At 70.8% G+C, this 17,824-nt stretch carries 16 protein-coding genes; 5 read left to right on the top strand and 11 right to left on the bottom strand.

Annotation, left to right across the window (positions count from 1 at the left end; genetic code table 11):
* The coding region (locus tag G5C51_RS19965; RefSeq protein WP_476715135.1) for a winged helix-turn-helix domain-containing protein at positions 1 to 1,649 on the top strand (1,649 nt) is incomplete at its 5' end.
* Positions 1,650 to 1,736: 87 nt separating this feature from the next.
* Here G5C51_RS19965 and G5C51_RS19960 read toward each other — a convergent pair.
* The 9 genes from G5C51_RS19960 to panB form a co-directional block, all read right to left on the bottom strand.
* Entirely contained in the window at positions 1,737 to 2,168 is a 432-nt protein-coding gene (locus tag G5C51_RS19960; protein WP_165239282.1) for a hypothetical protein, read from the bottom strand.
* Between the two features lie 220 nt (positions 2,169 to 2,388).
* Positions 2,389 to 3,234, bottom strand: coding sequence for an ABC transporter permease (locus G5C51_RS19955; RefSeq protein WP_165239280.1), 846 nt, complete (start codon positions 3,232 to 3,234; stop codon positions 2,389 to 2,391).
* Positions 3,231 to 4,271 (bottom strand): ATP-binding cassette domain-containing protein, encoded by a 1,041-nt coding sequence (locus G5C51_RS19950; RefSeq protein WP_165239278.1) that lies wholly within the window; start codon positions 4,269 to 4,271, stop codon positions 3,231 to 3,233. Before G5C51_RS19950 ends, G5C51_RS19955 begins: the two co-directional genes overlap by 4 nt.
* A gap of 79 nt (positions 4,272 to 4,350) precedes the next feature.
* On the bottom strand, positions 4,351 to 5,565 hold the full coding sequence (locus G5C51_RS19945) for an MFS transporter (protein ID WP_165239276.1): 1,215 nt from the start codon (positions 5,563 to 5,565) through the stop codon (positions 4,351 to 4,353).
* 80 nt (positions 5,566 to 5,645) lie between these two features.
* Positions 5,646 to 6,680: an endonuclease/exonuclease/phosphatase family protein gene (locus G5C51_RS19940; protein ID WP_165239274.1), complete on the bottom strand. Its 1,035-nt coding sequence runs from the start codon at positions 6,678 to 6,680 to the stop codon at positions 5,646 to 5,648.
* A 135-nt stretch (positions 6,681 to 6,815) separates the two neighbouring features.
* Complete coding sequence (locus tag G5C51_RS19935; RefSeq protein WP_338118227.1) at positions 6,816 to 7,454, bottom strand: TetR/AcrR family transcriptional regulator; 639 nt, start codon at positions 7,452 to 7,454, stop codon at positions 6,816 to 6,818.
* 88 nt (positions 7,455 to 7,542) lie between these two features.
* Complete coding sequence (locus G5C51_RS19930; RefSeq protein ID WP_165239270.1) at positions 7,543 to 9,150, bottom strand: MFS transporter; 1,608 nt, start codon at positions 9,148 to 9,150, stop codon at positions 7,543 to 7,545.
* Between the two features lie 61 nt (positions 9,151 to 9,211).
* Positions 9,212 to 9,619, bottom strand: a complete 408-nt coding sequence (locus G5C51_RS19925; protein ID WP_165239268.1) for an MmcQ/YjbR family DNA-binding protein — start codon at positions 9,617 to 9,619, stop codon at positions 9,212 to 9,214.
* A 69-nt stretch (positions 9,620 to 9,688) separates the two neighbouring features.
* Positions 9,689 to 10,576, bottom strand: coding sequence for a 3-methyl-2-oxobutanoate hydroxymethyltransferase (gene panB, locus G5C51_RS19920; RefSeq protein WP_165239266.1), 888 nt, complete (start codon positions 10,574 to 10,576; stop codon positions 9,689 to 9,691).
* 143 nt (positions 10,577 to 10,719) lie between these two features.
* Between panB and G5C51_RS19915 the strand changes: the two genes are divergently transcribed.
* Both G5C51_RS19915 and G5C51_RS19910 read left to right on the top strand, forming a co-directional pair.
* A complete protein-coding gene (locus G5C51_RS19915) occupies positions 10,720 to 10,986 on the top strand; it encodes a type II toxin-antitoxin system Phd/YefM family antitoxin (RefSeq protein ID WP_206314075.1) in 267 nt (88 codons plus the stop codon).
* Positions 10,986 to 11,402, top strand: coding sequence for a PIN domain-containing protein (locus G5C51_RS19910; RefSeq protein ID WP_165239264.1), 417 nt, complete (start codon positions 10,986 to 10,988; stop codon positions 11,400 to 11,402). The genes G5C51_RS19915 and G5C51_RS19910 overlap by 1 nt, the downstream gene beginning before the upstream one ends.
* Positions 11,403 to 11,411: 9 nt before the next feature.
* On the opposite strand, the gene G5C51_RS19905 is transcribed toward G5C51_RS19910, so the two are convergent.
* On the bottom strand, positions 11,412 to 13,163 hold the full coding sequence (locus G5C51_RS19905) for an NAD+ synthase (protein WP_165239262.1): 1,752 nt from the start codon (positions 13,161 to 13,163) through the stop codon (positions 11,412 to 11,414).
* Positions 13,164 to 13,367: 204 nt separating this feature from the next.
* Here G5C51_RS19905 and G5C51_RS19900 point away from each other — a divergent pair, with 204 nt between their 5' ends.
* On the top strand, positions 13,368 to 14,507 hold the full coding sequence (locus G5C51_RS19900) for an alkaline phosphatase PhoX (protein ID WP_165239260.1): 1,140 nt from the start codon (positions 13,368 to 13,370) through the stop codon (positions 14,505 to 14,507).
* Between the two features lie 25 nt (positions 14,508 to 14,532).
* Here G5C51_RS19900 and G5C51_RS19895 read toward each other — a convergent pair whose 3' ends face one another.
* Complete coding sequence (locus G5C51_RS19895) at positions 14,533 to 16,494, bottom strand: hypothetical protein (protein ID WP_165239258.1); 1,962 nt, start codon at positions 16,492 to 16,494, stop codon at positions 14,533 to 14,535.
* 135 nt (positions 16,495 to 16,629) lie between these two features.
* Here G5C51_RS19895 and G5C51_RS19890 point away from each other — a divergent pair, with 135 nt between their 5' ends.
* A complete protein-coding gene (locus G5C51_RS19890; RefSeq protein ID WP_165239256.1) occupies positions 16,630 to 17,820 on the top strand; it encodes an RNA-guided endonuclease TnpB family protein in 1,191 nt (396 codons plus the stop codon).
* The last annotated feature ends 4 nt before the right edge of the window (positions 17,821 to 17,824 follow it).

The following is a 17,824-nucleotide window of genomic DNA, read 5'->3' as shown; positions in this document are numbered from 1 at the left end:
CCTCCGTAGCCCCCACGGACGTCCTCAACACTCTCGGCTCCCTAGTCGACAAATCCCTGGTCACCGCCGCCCCCACCCCCGCCGGCGAGATGCGCTACCGCCTCCTGGAAACCGTCCGCGAATACGCCCAGGAACGCCTCTGCGCAGCCCCCGACGCCGCCGACGCCGCAGCCGCCCGCCACCTCACCCACTACCGCGAACTCGCCCGCGCCGCCGACCCGCAACTCCGCGGCAGCGCCCAGCGCGCAGCCCTCGACCGCCTGCAGCTCGAGCACGACAACCTCCGCGTCGCCCTGCGCCGCGCTATCGCCACCCGCGACGAGCACGAGGCACTCAGCCTCGTCCACTCCCTGATGTGGTTCTGGACGTTGCTCGACCTCCGCCCCGAGGCCCGCGCCTGGTCGCTCGCCGCCGCCGGACTCGGCCCGAACCCCTTCGTGCCCACCCCTGACCCGGCCCCGCCCGTCTACGAGGGCTGCGTCGACGTGCCGCCGCCGTACCCGGACGAGCTGCTCCAGGAGGCCCGCCGCGGCGTGCGGCTGATCGCGCTCAGCACGGCGGAGGGCGACATGCGCGCGCTGTCCGACCCCGCCACCCAGGCCGAACTCCGCGGCGTCGTGGCCGCGTACCACCCCGGTCTGCCGCAGACCTGCCGACTGCCGGGCTTCATGTGGTTCTACGCCGGGATCATCACCGGCCAGTTCACGAGCATGTTCGAGATCTTCGATACGGCCGTCCGCACCTGCCGCGAGCTCGGCCGCGAGTGGGAGCTGGCCTTCGCGCTGCAGCTGCGCGCCAAGGTGCTCAACGACCAGCCCGGCGGCCTGGAGCCGTCCGCCGCGGACGCCGCCGAGAGCCTGGAGATCTTCGAGCGCCTCGGCGACGGCTGGGGCATGGCCGAGTCCCTGGCCACCCGCGGCGAGGCCCGGGAGCGGTACGGCGAACACGAGGCCGCGGCGCGGGACTACGAGCAGGCCATCGCGTACACCGAGGCCCTCGGCGCACACGCGCAGATCCCGATGATCGCCGCCCGCCTCGGCGGCGCGCTCATCGAGATGGGCCGCGCCGAGGAAGGTGAACGGCTGCTGCGCGACGCGCTCGCCGACGCCGACCGCGCGGCGACGGAGGCCCGCCACTTCACCCGCATGCAGCTCGCCGTCTTCTGCGCCCGCACCGGCCGTACGGACGAGGCGCTGGAGCACTTCCACCAGCTGGAGGAGGGCTTCGCGAGCGGCGGCGGTCCGGAGCTCTTCAAGGCGCTGGTGCAGGGCTTCCTCGGCTGGGTCGACGTCATCGACGGCCGGAACGCCGAGGCGCTGCCGCGGATCCGCCGCGCGGTGACGGGCACCCACAACGACCCCATGGCACAGCTGGTCGCCCCGAACATCACGGTCACCCAGTTCGTCGTCGCCGGCTGGGCCCTCGCGGGCCTCGACCGCGCGGCGGACGGCGCCCGGCTCCTCGGCGCCTACGACGCCCTGAGCCAGGAGCCGTCCCACGCACTCGGCGTGGAACGCGAGAACCGCGAACGGGCGGGGGCGGCCGTGCGGGCCGCCTTCCCGGCGGGGAGCGCGGGGGAGGCGGCCTACCAACGGGCGTACGAGGAGGGGCGCGAGCTCACCCTGGAGCAGGCGATCCGGCTGGTCTGATCAGACCCCACTCCCGCGACGCCCTAATCCCGCGACGCCCTAATCCTGCGACGCCCTAATCCCGCGACGCCCCACTCCCGCGACGCCCTACTCCTCCGTCGTCCTCCGCGCCCGCCGCAGGATGAACGCAGCCCCGCCCAGCGACATCGCCGCCAGCGACGCCGCGGCCAGCGCCGGCGTGTCGTCCGAGTCGCCCTGCGGCGGCGGGGTGAAGGTGCCGAAGTCCGGGACCGTCACATTGCCCGGGGCCTGGCCCGGGTTCTTGCCGTCAGTAGGGGCCGCGGGACCCGGCCCAGTGGCCGGATCCTCGGGCACGTAGCCCTCGTTGTACGAGCCGTCGTTGTACGAGCCTTCGCCGTACGAGCCGTCGCCGGTGCCGTAGTCCTCCTCGGGCGCCGGCGGTTCGACCTGCGCGGGGCGGTCGGCGGGGACGGCGGCGGCGGTGGGGCCGAGGCAGCCCCAGATCAGCAGGGGGGCGGCGAGGCCGGCGACGAGGGGCAGCCGGCGCATGCGGTCCATCGTGGGGCGCTCCTTCTGGGCACGGAATGGCGTAGTCATACATTCCGACCGGAACGCCCACGTCCCACGGCGGCGCGGCGGCGCTACCCGTATGCAGTTAATAAGATCACCGCATTGGCCCTGTGAACGCCCGAGAACGCCGGAAGGCGGTCTCTCCCGGTAGCGCGGGAGAGACCGCCTTCGACCGTTCGACGCGAACGTCTCTGGGAGGCCGCTCGGATCAGGTCTTGCTGCGGAACTTCCGGATCGCCAGCGGCGCGGTCACCGCCGTGATGGCGAAGGCCCAGAGCAGCGTCCACAGCACCGAGGTGCCCAGCGAGTGCTGGACCAGATTGCTCGGCATATCGCCCTGCGTGAGCAGCCGGGCGGCGTCGGCCAGGTTGGACAGCGGGTTGTACTTCGTGAAGCCCTCGAGCCAGCCCGGCATCGAGCTGGTGGGCGCGAAGATGGAGCTTCCGAACTGCAGCGGCATCAGCACGAGCATCGCCATTCCCTGCACGGCCTGGGGCGAGTTGAGCGACAGGCCGAGCAGTATGAAGATCCACATCAGGGCTGCGCCGAAGACGAGTGCCAGGCCGATCGCGGCCAGCAGCTCCGGCACGGAGGTCTTCACCTCGAAGCCGAGGATGAAGCCCATGGTGAGCAGGATCGCGACGGCCACCATCATGCGGCCGATCTCCACCACGATCTTGCCGATCAGTACGGAGGACCGGGAGATGGGCATGGACCGGAAGCGGTCCATCACGCCCTTCTTGAAGTCCTCGTTCACGCCCGTGCCGACGGCCATGGCGATGTTCATGCCCATCATGGCCATCAGGCCCGGGATCAGGTAGTTGACGTACTCCTGCTGATTGCCCTTGCCGAACATCGCGCCGCCGAAGACGAACGTGAACAGCAGCGTGAAGATGATCGGCATCAGCAGCGCGTCGAACATCGACTCCGGGTCCTTCTTGATCTGCAGAAGGTTCCGGCGGGCGAGGGCGCCGATGTGGCGCACGTTGGCGCGCAGGCCGAGGCGGGCTTCGGCGTCGCCTGCGACGGCGGGGTTCAGAGTTGCCGTGGTCATGCGGCCACCTCCTCGAGCTTCTTCTCGTCGGCCTGCTCCGGTACGGAGTCGGACATCTTCTGGCCGGTGATGGCCAGGAACACCTCGTCGAGGCTGGGCAGCTTCGTATCGATGCCGGCGATGGTGAAGCCGCGGGCGCCGAGCACCGAGACGACGCCGGAGAGCTGCTCGTCGCTGAGGATCGGCACCAGGACCCGGCCCGTCGCCTCGTCGACCCGGGCGCCGGAAACGCCGTCCAGGCCGGCCTCGGCGATGGCGCCGGCCATCGGGTGCAGGTCGGCGGTGGCCACCGGGCGGATCTGCAGCGTGCGGCCGCCGACCTTCGCCTTCAGCTCGTCGACCTTGCCGCCCGCGACGACCCGGCCGCGGTCGATGACGGTGAGCTCGCCGGCGAGCTGCTCGGCCTCCTCCATGTACTGGGTGGTGAGCAGCACCGTGACCCGCTCCTCGCGGACCATGCGCTGGACCTCGTCCCAGACCTCGTTACGGGTCCTGGGGTCGAGGCCGGTCGTCGGCTCGTCCAGGTACAGCACCGCCGGGTGGCCGATCATGGACGCGGCTAGGTCCAGGCGGCGGCGCATGCCGCCGGAGTACTCCATGGCGGCTTTCTTGGCGGCCTCGGTGAGGGAGAAGCGCTCCAGCAGCTCGTCCGCGCGGCGGCGGGCGTCCTTGCGGGAGAGGTCGAGCAGGCGCCCGATCATGTACAGGTTCTCGAAGCCGGAGAGCTTCTCGTCGACCGAGGCGTACTGGCCGGTGAGGCCGATGGTGCGGCGGATCGCCCGCGGCTGCTTCACCACGTCGTATCCGGCGACGAAGGCCGAGCCGGCGTCCGGGACGAGCAGCGTGGACAGGCAGCGGACCAGGGTGGTCTTGCCGGCGCCGTTCGGCCCGAGGACACCGAGGACGGTGCCTTCCTTTACGTCGAGGTCGACGCCGTCGAGTGCCTTGGTCTCGCCGTAGTGCTTGACAAGACCGCGCACTTCGACGGCGTTCCCGCCGCCGGCGGGCTTGTCGGGGTAGTGATTCGTTCGCGTCATGACCACCAAGCTGCCAGGCCGCACCGACAGCTCACCGACAAGCGACCGACAGCGGTCGACAGGCCGCCGACAGTGCAGGTCAGGACGTGTGTACGTCCTCCAGGACGGCTCGCTCGCCGGTGGCCACGACGCGGGATTCCGACCGGTCGGGGCGGGCGCGGTCCAGCAGGCCCGCGGCCACCGCGATCACCAGGCCGCCGCCGGCGAGGACGGCCGCCACCGTCGCCGGAGCCGTCCAGCCCCAGCCCGCCGAGACGGCCGCGCCGGCCGCCCACGCGCCGAAGGCGTTGGCGATGTTGAAGGCGGACTGGGTCGAGGAGGCGGCCAGGGTCGGGGCGGCGCTCGCCTTCTCCATCACCAGGACCTGCAGCGGGGTGCAGGCCAGGAAGCCCGCCATGCCGATGAGGACCACCGAGGCCAGGGCGGTCGCCTTGTGCTCGGCGGTGAAGTGGAAGAGGCCCAGCATCGCGGTGAGCCCGGTCAGCGCTCCGTAGAGCGTCGGTCGCAGGGCCCGGTCGGCGAGCGGGCCGCCGATCAGCGCGCCCAGGGTCATGCCGACGCCGAAGAGGGCCAGGACCAGCGTCATCGCCGAGTCCGAGAAGCCGGTGACCTTGGTCATCATCGACGAGAGGTACGTGTACACGGCGAAGATGCTCGCCATGCCGACGATCGTCGTGGCCATCGCGAGCAGCACCTGCGGTCGGCGCAGCTCGCGCACCTCCTGGCGCAGCCGCGGGCGGCTCTCCTCGCTCAGCTGCGGGATAAGCCGGGCGAGCGCGGCCATGGCGATCAGGCCGATCGCGGTGACCACCAGGAAGGTGGACCGCCAGCCGAGGTGCTGGCCCAGCAGCGTGCCCAGCGGCACGCCGACGATCGTGGCCACGGTCAGGCCGAGGAACATCGACGCCACCGCCCGCGCACGCCGCTCGGGGGCGACGAGCCGGGTGGCGACGACCGCGCCGAGGCCGAAGAAGGCGCCGTGCGGCAGCCCCGCGAGGAACCGGCCGGCCAGCAGCGTCTCGTAGCCGGGAGCCAGGGCGGAGGCGAGGTTGCCGAGCGTGAAGAGGCCCATGAGGGCCAGCAGCATCCGCTTGCGCGGCACCCGGGTGCCGAGTGCGGTGAGCAGCGGGGCGCCGACGACGACGCCGATGGCATACGCGGAGACGAGGTGGCCGGCGGTGGGTACCGACGTGCCGAGGTCGTCGGCGACGTTGGGCAGCAGGCCCATCATCACGAACTCGGTGGTGCCGATACCGAAGGCGGCTATCGCCAGCGCGAGGAGCGCCAGGGGCATGGGGCAGGAACCTTTTCAGACGTGATCAGATGTAAGTTCCTAAGCGGAACAATAACCCCTGAGCTGCGTATTCCCGATGATCACCAGGAGATTCCGGCGGCCACCGGCCGGTGGTCGCTGCCGGTGGCCGGCAGCACCGACGAGCTCTTCGGCTCCACGCCCTTGACCAGGATCTGGTCGATCCGCGCCATCGGGAAGGACGCCGGCCAGCTGAAGCCGAAGCCGTCCCCGGCCGCGCCCTGCGTCGAGCGCATCTGCGAGGTGATGTCGGCGAGCGCGCGGTCGTTCATGGTGCCGTTCAGGTCGCCGAGGAGGACCACCCGCTCGACCGGCTCCCGGGCGATGGCGTTGCCGAGCGCGTGCGCGCTGGCGTCTCGCTGGCCCGCGGTGAAGCCGGCGTTGAATTTCACCCGCACGGACGGCAGGTGCGCCACGTACACGGCCATCGGCCCCTGGTCCGTCGCCACCGTGGTGCGCAGCGCCCGGGTCCAGCCGAGCTTGATGTCGACCGGCCGCGTGTCGGACAGCGGCAGCTTGCTCCACAGCCCGACCGTGCCCTGCACCGTGTGGTACGGGTACGTCTTCGCCAGCCCCTTCTCGTACGTGCCCCGGCCCTCGGGGGTCAGCTCCTGCAGGGCCACCACGTCGGCGCCGGAGGCGGCCAGGTCGCGGGCGGTGCCGGCCGGGTCGGGGTTCTCGGCGTTCACGTTGTGGCTGGCCACGGTGAGGTCGCTGCCCGGGCTTGACTTGTCGCTCAGCTGGCCGCCGAAGAGGTTCAGCCACACCATCACCGGCAGCAGCAGCGCGGCCACCGCGGAGGCGGAGCGGCGCCAGATCGCCCCGGCCAGCAGCACCGGGATGAACAGGCCGAACCACGGCAGGAAGGTCTCCACCAGGCTGCCCAGGTTCCCGATCCGGTTCGGGATCTTCGCGTGCAGCAGCATGAAAAGGCCCAGCAGCAGCGCCAGCGCCGCCAGCACCAGGCCGCGCTTCCACGGCCCGGGCTGCGAGCCGATCCGGATCGCCCGGCTCACGCCCGCGCGCCAGGTCCCGGAGCCCGGGCCCCGGTGGCTCGCCCCGCCCTGTCCGGACTCAGCCGTTTCCACCTGCGCCATCCGACGTCCTCGCTCACCGTTCGGTCCTGCCCGTACGAAGAGTCCAGACGAACGGCGCCCGCTGAGGGGTTCCGACTTCGGAGTGTTCCGTTCCGGGTTGTTACTGAACGCCCACGGTAGCGAAACTCGGACAATTCACCGCGCCCGGGGTCGCACTCCTTCGAGAACGGCGTCGACGATCTGCGCCGAGAGGTCCTCGTCGAGGGGTGCCCAGTCGTGCAGCACGGCCCGGCTGAGCATCGGCCCGGCGAACAGCTCCATCAGCAGCTCGACCTCCAGATCGGCGCGGATCTCCCCGGCCGCCACGCCGCGCTCGATCACCTGCCGCAGCAGCGCCCGCCGCGGCCCGACCACGGTGTCGTGGTACTTCTTCGCCAACTGCGGATGCTGCTGCGCCTGCGTCAGCGCCATCCGCAGCACCGCGGAGGAGCGCTTGGTGAGCGCCCGCTGCCGGATCGTCTCCAGGCAGGCGACCAGCACGTCCCGTACGGTCTCGCCCTCCGGCTCGGCCAGCGGCGGCTCCAGCGAGGCGAGCACGTCCACCAGCAGCTCGTCCCGGCCCGCCCACCGCCGGTAGATCGTGGCCTTGCCCACTCCGGCCGTACGGGCGATCCGCTCGATGGTCAGGTCGCCGATGGCGGCGCCCTCCTCCAGCAGGTGCAGCACGCCCTCGACGATGGCCCGCTCGGCGGCCTCGCTGCGCGGCCGCCCGCGGCGGCTGGGCGCACGAGGGTGCTTCTCGTGGAACGCCTCGTGCCGGTCCTTGAGGCTCACGGTGCCGCCTTTCAGCTCCGCTGGGGTCCGGCGCGGAAAGGATTTCCGGGGCTCCGCCCCGGACCCCGTACAGGTACGGATTGCGCGCTTACGGCCGCGCGGGAGCATTCTCCCGCTTCGCGGTGTCTTCCTGGCCGCCGGCCCCGTCCGCCGGCGCCGGCTTGCCGGGCAGCCAGATGGCCGTGACGATCGCGGCGAGCAGCACCACGGCGCCGCCCGCGATCGACGTGATGTGCATGGCGTCGACGAAGGCGTCGTTCGCCGGGCCCACGATGGCCTTGCCGGACTCGCCGAGGCGCTCGGCGGCGCCCCTGGTGGCCTCGATGGATTCGCCCGCGGTGTGCTGCACGTCCGCGGGCAGCGAGGTGCGGGCGAGCTCGTCGCGTACGCCGTCGCGGTAGACGGTGGACATCAGCGAGCCCAGGACGGCGACCCCGAGCGCGCCGCCGACCTGCCGGAAGGTGTTGTTCACGGCGGAGCCCGAGCCGGCCTTCTCGCGCGGCAGCGACTGCATGATGACCACGGTGACGGGCGGCATGACATGCGCCATCGCCGCACCCATGAAGAAGAACAGCACCTCCAGCACCCAGATTGGCGTGTCGGCGTCCAGTCCCAGGAACCCGGCGAAGCTGGCGGCGATCACCAGCAGGCTGACGGTGCACACCGCCTTCGCCCCGAAGCGGTCCACCATCAGCCGGGCCCGCGGCGCGAAGATCATCTGCGCGACGGCGAGCGGGAGCATCAGCAGGCCGGACTCCAGGGCGCTGTAGCCGCGCAGGCTCTGGGTGTAGAAGACCATGAAGAACGTCACGCCCATCAGCCCGAAGAAGACCAGGCCGATGGTGCCGACGGCGGCGGAGAAGCGCGGGTTCTTGAAGTAGCCCATGTCCAGCGCCGGATGGTCGCTGCGGCGCTCGTACGCCACGAAGAGCGCGAGCAGCGCCGCGCCGCCGAACATCGTCGTCCACACCTCGGTCGCGGCGAAGTCGGCCAGCTGGCCGCCCTTGATCACGCCGTACACGAGGAGGACGAGTCCGGCGATGGAGAGCAGCACGCCGACGGGGTCGAGGCGGCCGGGGGAGGGGTCCCTGGAGTCGGGGACCAGGATCACCATGGCGACCAGCGCGGCGGCGATGATCGGGACGTTGACCAGGAAGACCGAGCCCCACCAGAAGTGTTCCAGCAGCACGCCGCCGGTGATCGGGCCGATCGCGATGGCGAGGCCGACCGCGCCCGCCCAGATGCCGATGGCCTTGGGCTGCTCGTCGCGCTCGAAGACGTTCATGATGATCGCCAGCGTGGCGGGCATGACGAAGGCGCCGCCGAGGCCCATCACGGCGCGCCAGGCGATGAGTTCGCCGGAGGACGCGGAGTAGGCGCAGGCCAGCGACGCCAGTCCGAAGACGAGCATGCCGGCGAGCAGGGACTTCTTGCGCCCGTAGCGGTCCCCGAGGAGGCCTGCGGTGAAGAGCAGCCCGGCGAAGACCAGGGTGTACGAGTTGATCGCCCACTCGAGCTCGCTCTGCGAGGCGCCGAGGCCGGTGGGGGCGGGGGTCGCGATGGTCTTCATCGCGACGTTGAGGATCGAGTTGTCGAGGACGACGACCAGGAGGCTGAAGATCAGGACGGTGAGGATCGCCCAGCGCTTGCGGTGGACGGCTTCCGGTATCCGGGGGGCGGCTTCGGCAGTGGCCATGCGAGCCACGCTAGCGCGGATTTCGATACGAGACGGTGCCGTTTCGTAAAGCCTCGGTAATTTACGGGTGGGCGACCCGGGCGGCGAGGAACTTCGGGGCCATCTCGCAGTAGCTGTCGGTGATCAGTTCGGTGAGCTCGGTCCAGTCGATGTGGTCACCGAGAACGGCGGCGACGACGTTGTAGCCCCAGTCGGCACGGAAGAACGGGAACCCGGCGGCGGTCAGGCCGAGCAGATCGTCGGCGGGCACCCGGAAGGTCATCACCACCGGCGGCTGACCTGCTTCTGCATACGGGGCGTAGACCGGATAGCGATCCGCGTCCGGCGTGTAGACATGGGCGAACGTCCGCTTACGGATCCGCCAGCGCACGCCGATCCAGGCCGGTTCCTCGTACGACTCGGGCAGCTGCCCGCAGACCGGCCGCAGCCGGTTCAGGATCTCCGGCGGCACGTCTCCAGGACTGGGCATGGGCCGACACTAGCGCCCGCCGGCGGGCGGGGGCCCCGGCGCCGGAGCCCTCCGCCCACCGCACGGTGCTCAGTGGAAGCTGTGCTCCTCGGTGGGGTACGCCCCGCCGACCACGTCGGATGCGAAGGCCTTAGCGGCGTCGCCGAGGGTCTGGCGCAGGTTCGCGTACTGCTTGAGGAACTTCGGGGGGCGGCCGCCCCAGTCCGTCATCCCCGCCATGTCCGTCCAGACCAGGACCTGCGCGTCGCAGTCCGGGCCCGCGCCGATGCCGATGGTGGGGACGTGCAGCGAGCGGGTGACCTCTGCCGCGAGCTCCGCCGGGACCAGCTCCAGCACGACGGCGAAGGCGCCCGCGTCCTGCACCGCCTTCGCGTCGCGCAGCAGCTGCTGCGCCGCCTCCTCGCCGCGGCCCTGGACGATGTGGCCGCCGAAGGCCTGCACCGACTGCGGGGTGTAGCCGATGTGGGCCATCACCGGGATGCCGGACTGCACCAGCAGCTCGACCTGGTGCGCCGAGCGCTCGCCGCCCTCCAGCTTCACGGCGCCGACGCCGGCGTCCTTGACGAGGCGGGTGGCGTTGCGCAGCGCCTGGACCGGGCCTTCCTGGTACGAGCCGAAGGGCAGGTCGCCGACAATCAGCGCCCGCTTGGTCCCGCGGACGACGGCGGCGGACAGCATGGTGATCTCGTCCATCGTCACGGGGACGGTGGACTCGTAGCCGAGGTGGACATTGCCCATCGAGTCACCGACGAGCATCACCGGGATGCCCGCCTCGTCGAAGACCGACGCCGTCATCGAGTCGTACGCGGTCAGCATGGGCCACTTCTCGCCGCGCTCCTTGGCACGGGCGATGTCGCGGACGGTGATCCGCCGGGACTGGGTGCCGCCGTACAGCGCCTTGCTGCCGTCGGCAGACTTCGCGGTCTCCTGCGCGGGCGCAGGCGAAACGTGCGTCATCGCAACGCTCCTCGTATCAGTCGTCTCGAGGCGCCCTTACGGCGTCCCCGGATCTGTCTCCATGCTGACACGCGCATTCCCGCGGGGGAAGGAGGGGGCTGCGGTACAGTTATGTCTAGTCTGTCTAGACTGGAGGTGGCGGGATGCGCTGGCAGGTGCAGGAAGCGAAGCAGAAGTTCAGCGAGGTGCTTCGGCATGCCGGTGCCGATGGCCCTCAGTTTGTGACCCGGCACGGGGAGGAGGTGGCCGTGGTGCTCGATATAAGGGATTACCGGCGGCTGCACGGCCAGGAGATCGACTTCAAGGAGTTCTTGCTCTCCGGGCCGGACTCCGACGAGCTCGCCGAGGAGCTCGACGGCGTCGTGGCGGCGCGGGATCTGCCGCGGGCCGTGGACTTCGGGGAGGAGTAGTGGCGTTCCTCGTCGATACGAACGTCTTCTCCGAGCTGCGCAGGCGAAAGCCTGATTCCCGGGTCGTCGCCTGGGTCCGGTCCACGCCGGGCGGAAGCCTCTTCACCAGCACGCTGGTGGTGGGCGAGATCCGTAAAGGCATCGAGAACGTGCGTCGCCGCGACGAGCGGCAGGCCGCCCGGCTCGAATCCTGGCTGGAGGAGCTGCGGCGCGGCTACGCCGACAGGCTGCTGCCTGTCACCGCGGACGTGGCGGAGCGATGGGGGCGGTTCAGCTCCCCGGACCCGCTGCCGGTCGTCGACGGCTTGCTTGCCGCCACAGCCGCGGTGCACGGCCTCACCTTGGTGACCCGTAACGTCAAAGACGTCGGGCGTACCGGAGTTCCCTGTCTCGACCCCTTCGCATTCGAAGGCTGACCCGCGGCGTCAGGTGCCTTCCCGCCACCGGTTCGTGATCGGCAGGCGGCGGTCCTTGCCGAAGCCCTTTGGGGAGATCTTGGTGCCAGGCGGGTACTGGCGGCGCTTGTACTCCGCCGTGTCGACCATGCGCAGCACCCGCGTGACCAGGTCCTCGTCGTAGCCCTGGGCCAGCATCTCGGCGCGGCCCTTGTCGCGGTCCACGTAGAGCTCCAGGACCCGGTCCAGGACGTCATAGTCCGGCAGCGAGTCCGTGTCCACCTGGTCCGGGCGGAGCTCGGCGCTCGGGGGCTTGGTGATGGAGTTCTCCGGGATGGGCGGGGTCTCGCCGCGCTGCGCGGCGATCGCGTTGCGCCACTTCGCCAGGCGGAAGACCGCCGTCTTGTAGACGTCCTTGATCGGGCCGTACGCGCCGACCGAGTCGCCGTAGAGCGTCGAGTAGCCGACCGCGAGCTCGCTCTTGTTGCCCGGGGCCATCACGATCTGGCCCTCCTGGTTCGACACCGCCATCAGCATCGTGCCGCGCAGCCGCGACTGCAGGTTCTCCTCGGCGAGCCCGGTGAGGCCCAGCGAGCCCATGTACGCGTCGAACATCGGGGCGATCGGGACCGTACGCAGGTGCAGCCCCGTCCGCTCGGCCAGGTCAGCCGCGTCATCGCGTGAATGCTGGGACGAATACCCCGACGGCATCGAGATGCCGTAGACGTTCTCCGCGCCGATCGCGTCGCAGCAGATCGCGGCGACCAGCGCCGAGTCGATGCCGCCCGACAGGCCGATCAGGACGGTCTTGAAGCCGTTCTTGCGGACATACGCGCGCACGCCCGTGACCAGCGCCTTCCACATCTCCTCCTCGTCGGAGATGCGCGGCTCCACCACCCCGGGGTATTCCGCCTCGTACGGCGCCACCGGCTCCGCCGACAGCGTCACGTGATCGATCCGCAGCCCGTCGTCCGCCACCCCGGACGGGGGCTCGGAAGCCGCCGCCGGCAGCTCCAGATCGAGCAGCACGCACTCCTCGGTGAACTGCCCGAGCCGCGCGATCTGCTCGCCGTCCGCGCCCACCACGATCGAGTCGCCGTCGAAGACCAGCTCGTCCTGGCCGCCCGTCATCGCCAGATACACCGTCGCGCAGCCCGCCTCCTGTGCGCGCTTGCGCACCAGGTCGAGCCGGGTGTCGTCCTTGTTCAGCTCGTACGGGGAGGCGTTGATGGACAGCAGCAGGCCCGCGCCCGCCGTGCGCGCCGCCGGGACCCGGCCGCCGTCCTGCCAGAGGTCCTCGCAGATCGCGAGGGCCACGTCCACGCCGTGCACCCGCACCACCGGCATGGTGTCCCCCGGCACGAAGTAGCGGAACTCGTCGAAGACCCCGTAATTCGGCAGGTGGTGCTTGGCGAAGGTCAGCGCCACCTCGCCCCGGTGCAGCACGGCGGCCGCGTTCTGCGGGGAGCCGGCCGGCTGGCCGAAGCGGTGCCGCTCGGAGCTGCGGTCGAGGTAGCCGACGACGACCACCAGCTCGCCGAGGCCCTCGTCGGCGAGGCGCCGCGCCAGCGCGGTGAGCGCGGCGCGGCTGGCCTCGACGAAGGAGGAGCGCAGGGCGAGGTCCTCCACCGGATAGCCGGTGAGCATCATCTCGGGGAAGGCCGCGAGATGGGCGCCGGACTCCGCGGCATGCCGCGCCCGGCGGACGACGGCTTCCGAGTTCCCGGCGATGTCGCCGACGGACGAGTCGATCTGATTCAGCGCGAGGCGAAGTTGAGGCACGGCCCCAGTCTAATCGTCTGACTGACGCTATGTCCCGCCGGGCGGCGCGTGGCGCGAGTCACGCTCCGCGTGGGTTCGACGAAGAGAATCTGGGGCTGCCGCCTCAGAACCCCGCCTGAAATTTGTGTCGCGTCACGATTCCCGTCACCTCTTGTCAGGAGCATGGTTGCGACGACCGCGCCCCCACCGACCAGGGAGACCCAGATGGAACGCCGATCCTTCCTCCGCGCCGTCACCGCCGGCACCGGCGCCGTCGCCTTCGCCGGCACGCTGTGGCAGGGCGCCGCGACCGCGGACACCGCGGCGGCCGCGGGGGACGGGCCGTACGGACCGCTCCAGGCCCCGGACGCCAACGGCGTCGCGCTGCCCGCCGGCTTCACCAGCCGCGTGGTGGCCCGCTCGACCCGCTCCGTCGGCGGCATCATCTGGCACGGCGCCCCGGACGGCGGCGCCTGCTTCGCCGACGGCGCCGGCTGGATCTACGTCTCCAACTCCGAACTCCCGCTGATCGGCGGCGTCTCCGCCCTCCGCTTCGCCGCCGACGGCTCCATCGCCGGCGCCCGCCGCATCCTCAGCGGCACCAACCTCAACTGCGCGGGCGGCGCCACCCCCTGGAACACCTGGCTGTCCTGCGAGGAGATCTTCCGCGGCCGGGTCTTCGAGACCGACCCGTACGGGAACAAGTCGGCGGTGTCGAGAAAGGCGATGGGCCGCTTCAAGCACGAGGCGGCGGCCTGCGACCCGGACCGCAAGGTCGTCTATCTGACGGAGGACGAGGAGGACGGCTGCTTCTACCGCTTCACGCCCAACACCTGGGGCGATCTCTCGGCGGGGCGTCTCGACGTCCTGTGCGACGGGGCCGGCGGCGCGGTGGAGTGGCGCCAGGTCCCGAACCCGGACGCGCCGCTCACCCAGACCCGCGACCAGGTCGACGCCGCCCGGCACTTCGACGGCGGCGAGGGCTGCTATTACGCGGCGGGCGTCTGCTACTTCACCACCAAGGGCGACAACCGCGTCTGGGCGTACAACGCCGCCGCCAACACCCTCGGCGTCGTCTACGGCGGCGGCGCCTCGCTCGGCACCGTAGACAACATCACGGGGCGCGCGGGCGGCGATCTCTACGTAGCCGAGGACGGGGGCAATGAAGAGATCAACATCATCACCCCCGATGGCACCGTAGCCCCCGTCATGCGCCTCGACGGCCACGGCGACTCCGAGATCACCGGCCCGGCCTTCTCCCCGGACGGCACCCGGCTGTACTTCTCCTCGCAGCGCGGCACCAGCGGGGACAAGACCGGGAAGGACGGCGTCACGTTCGAGGTGCGCGGCCCCTTCCGGCGCTGAGCGCTGAGTGCTGAGCGCTGAGCTCCTACGGCGCGGGGGCGGCCGTGCACGGGCCGTCCCCGCACACGTCCACGATCCGTCCCGTCGCCAGGAATTCCGCGATCTGCGCCCGCGCCGCCGCCGAGTTCCGCGGATCGCTGTGCGGGTCCTCGCCCTCCGTCGGCGGCGTGTTCGTCAGCGGCTGATACGGCGCTCCGCTGTCCCAGATCACGATCCCCGAGCCGCCGGACGGCTCCCGCAGCGGCCGGATCCCCCAGTACGGCACCTTGTCCGGGTTACGCCCCGGCGCCACCGCCGGCGTATGGATGCGCGCGCCGATCGTACGGGCCTCCACCTCCGCCGCGGTCGGCGAGACCTGGTGGTCGCCGTACGCGACGTGCATCAGCACCTGGTGGCGCGGGGTGCCGGGGAGCGGATCGCGGGTCATGTGCGCGGCGTAGCCGTTCGCCTCGCCGCGGTCCCACAGCATCTGCATCAGCGCGAAGCCGAGCTGCTGGTCAAGCTTGTCGGGATACGCCTGGTCGAGCAGCTCCTGGAACGGGTCGAAGTCCACGCTGCGGTTGAGGAGCGTGGAGTAGTTCATCGCCGGGACGCCCAGCACCGATTTCGTCGTGTCCGTCGACACCGCCGTGAAGATGCCGCCCATGATGCCGCCCTGGCTGTTCCCGTAATAGCCGAGCTCGGCACCGGGATCGAGGGTGCCCTTGAAGGCGTCGGCGCTACGGAGCCCGTCCTCATGGGTGAGCAGCCGCCCCAGCCACAGGGTGTTGAGGACGCCCTGCTGCAGCCGGTCCGGGGTGGCGGCGAAGCCGCTCAGGTCGCCCAGCTGGCCGGCGACGGACAGGATGTCCTCGTCGGACATGCCGATCCATTTCGTCGCGCAGAAGACGGTGTTGTGCTCGGCGGCCAGCTTCTTCAGATGCCCGGCGCCGACCTCCCCTTCCCGGCCGAGCAGCCCGTGCCCGTAAAGCGCGGGGCGGGCGGGCTTCGTCAGGGCTGAGCGCGGGATCTCGCACTGGAAGCTCGCCACCTGGGTGTTCCCCGGCAGCCGCGCCGGCAGGCCGTCGGACCCGTAGTGGAAGCGGGAGCCGGTCGGGCCGCCCGGCTTGTCGAGGTAGCTCGGGACGTTGAAGAGGCCGCGGACCTCGCGGGCGATCGGATCGTCGGCCGCGTTCTCCTTCACCTCGCTGACCAGGTGCTCGGGCGCCTTGCCGCCCAGCTCCTCGAAGGAGTCGTCGCGGATGTGCAGCATCCGCTCGGTCAGGCTGCGCTCGCTCGCGACGGTGAAGTCCCAGGCGAGATAGAGGTCTTTGCGATGCACCCCGGCCCGCGCGAGGTCGCGCAGCAGCGGCCGCTGCTGGGCCTGGCGGGCGGCCAGCGGGTCGGACTTCGGGAGCGTACGGCCGAGGATCTTGCGGTACGTGTCGGTGGCCGCGATCCGGTCGCCGTCCTGCGTACGCAGATCGCGCAGGGCCACGACGTAACGATGCCCCTCCCGCAGATTCTCCGCCGGGCGGATGATCAGCGCCTGCCGGTCCCGGTCGGTGGCGTTGGCGTCGAGTTCCGCCCAGTACGGGTGCCGGCGGCCCGTATCGGCGTCGAGGAGGACGACCGGGGCGTCGCGGCGCAGCGAGGCGCCGATGTCGGTGAGCGGGGCGGCGCCGGTCTCCTTCAGGTCCAGGCCCGGGACCTGCGCCAGGATCGGGGAGCCGGGGGAGAAGCCGTCGCTACGGTTCCACTCCGCCGGGTCGATGTGCTTGCCCGCGGCGTTGGCGGGCGTCGCCGTATCCGCGAAGGCGACGCGACGGCCGGTGTCGGTCGAGCGATCCCGCTCGGTGAACCAGTCATTGGGGAACGGCAGCAGACACGCCGCCGGGTCGATCGGATCGCACCCCTCGGCCGTCGAAGCCTGCGCCGGCTCCGCCTGTGTGGGCGCCGCCAGGCCAAGGACGATGGCCGCTAGCGCCGTTGGTATCCACGTTCGCATGAGATCAACTCACCTGATTTCTTCCAGGACGTGCAGTCTCCAGGGCGGAGCGGATGGATGGGACACGGCGCCTTGGGGTGCCGCAGCGTTGGCAACGCGGGCGGCGTTGTCAGTGCCGTGTCGTAGGTTGATCGCGTGTCTCGCTATCGGCTTTACCCCACGCTTGAGCAGGAGGTTGGTCTGCGGCTGCATTGCGGGCACGCCCGGTTCGTGTGGAACTTGTGTGTGGAGCAGCATGGGTGGTGGACTCCCCGTAGGGGTCCGGCGCCGAACTTTGCGGTGCAGTGTCGTCAGCTGACGGAAGCCCGCGCGGACAACCTGTGGTTGGCGGCCGGTTCGGTGACCGTGCAGCAGCAGGCCCTGCGCGATTTCGCTCAGGCGACGGCCAACTTCTTCGCGGGCACCCATCGCCGTCCCACGTGGCGCAGGGCTGGACGCCACGAAGGGTTTCGGGTCATCGCTGTCAGGCCCGACGACGTTCGGCGGGTCAACCGTGCTACGGGCGAGGTAAAGGTCCCCAAAGTTGGCTGGGTACGTTTTCGTTGGTCCCGGGCTGTGCCGGAGGCGAGGTCGTATCGCATCACTCGGGATGCCGCCGGGCGATGGCATGTGGCGTTCGCCGCCGTGCCTGCCTCGATCGAGGTGCCCGGGAACGGTGCGGTGGTGGGGGTGGACCGCGGGGTGAGCGTGTCGGCGGCACTGTCGACCGGCGCCATGCTGAATGTTCCCGGGCTGCGTCGGACTGAGGCCCGCCGTTTGACGCTGCTGCAGCGCCGCTTGGCCCGCGCCAAGCGCGGCGGGAGGCGGCGCCGCATCCTGAAAGCGGCCATTGCCAGGCTCAAGGCGCGTGAGACGGATCGGCGCAAGGACTGGGTGGAGAAGACCACCACTCGCCTTGCTTCCGGGTTCGATGTCATCGGCATCGAAGACCTGCGGGTCAAGAACATGACCGCCTCGGCGAAGGGCACCATCGAGGCGCCCGGCCGGGGGGTACGGGCGAAGGCCGGTCTGAACAAAGCCATCCTCGCCTCCGGGTGGGGGCAATTGGCACGAAGGCTGGAGCACAAGGCCCAGGGCCGCGTGATCCCCGTCGATCCGGCGTATACCTCGCAGCGCTGCAGCGCGTGCGGGCACGTGGATACCAAGAACCGAGAGAGCCAATCGGTCTTCGTGTGCACCGCCTGCGGCTTCGCCTGCCACGCGGATGTGAACGCTGCCATCAACATCGAGACGGCCGCCGGGCGGGCGGTTGCTGCGCGGGAAGGGCCCAGGGTTGCCGGGCCGACGCACCGCGAACCTCAACACGATCTCCTGCTTTCCGCATAGGATC

Source organism: Streptomyces coryli (assembly GCF_011044975.1).
GTDB classification, from domain to species: domain Bacteria; phylum Actinomycetota; class Actinomycetes; order Streptomycetales; family Streptomycetaceae; genus Streptomyces; species Streptomyces coryli.
The sequence above is the reverse complement of the archived record's forward strand: the minus strand, read 5'-3'. Positions and strand labels throughout refer to the sequence as shown.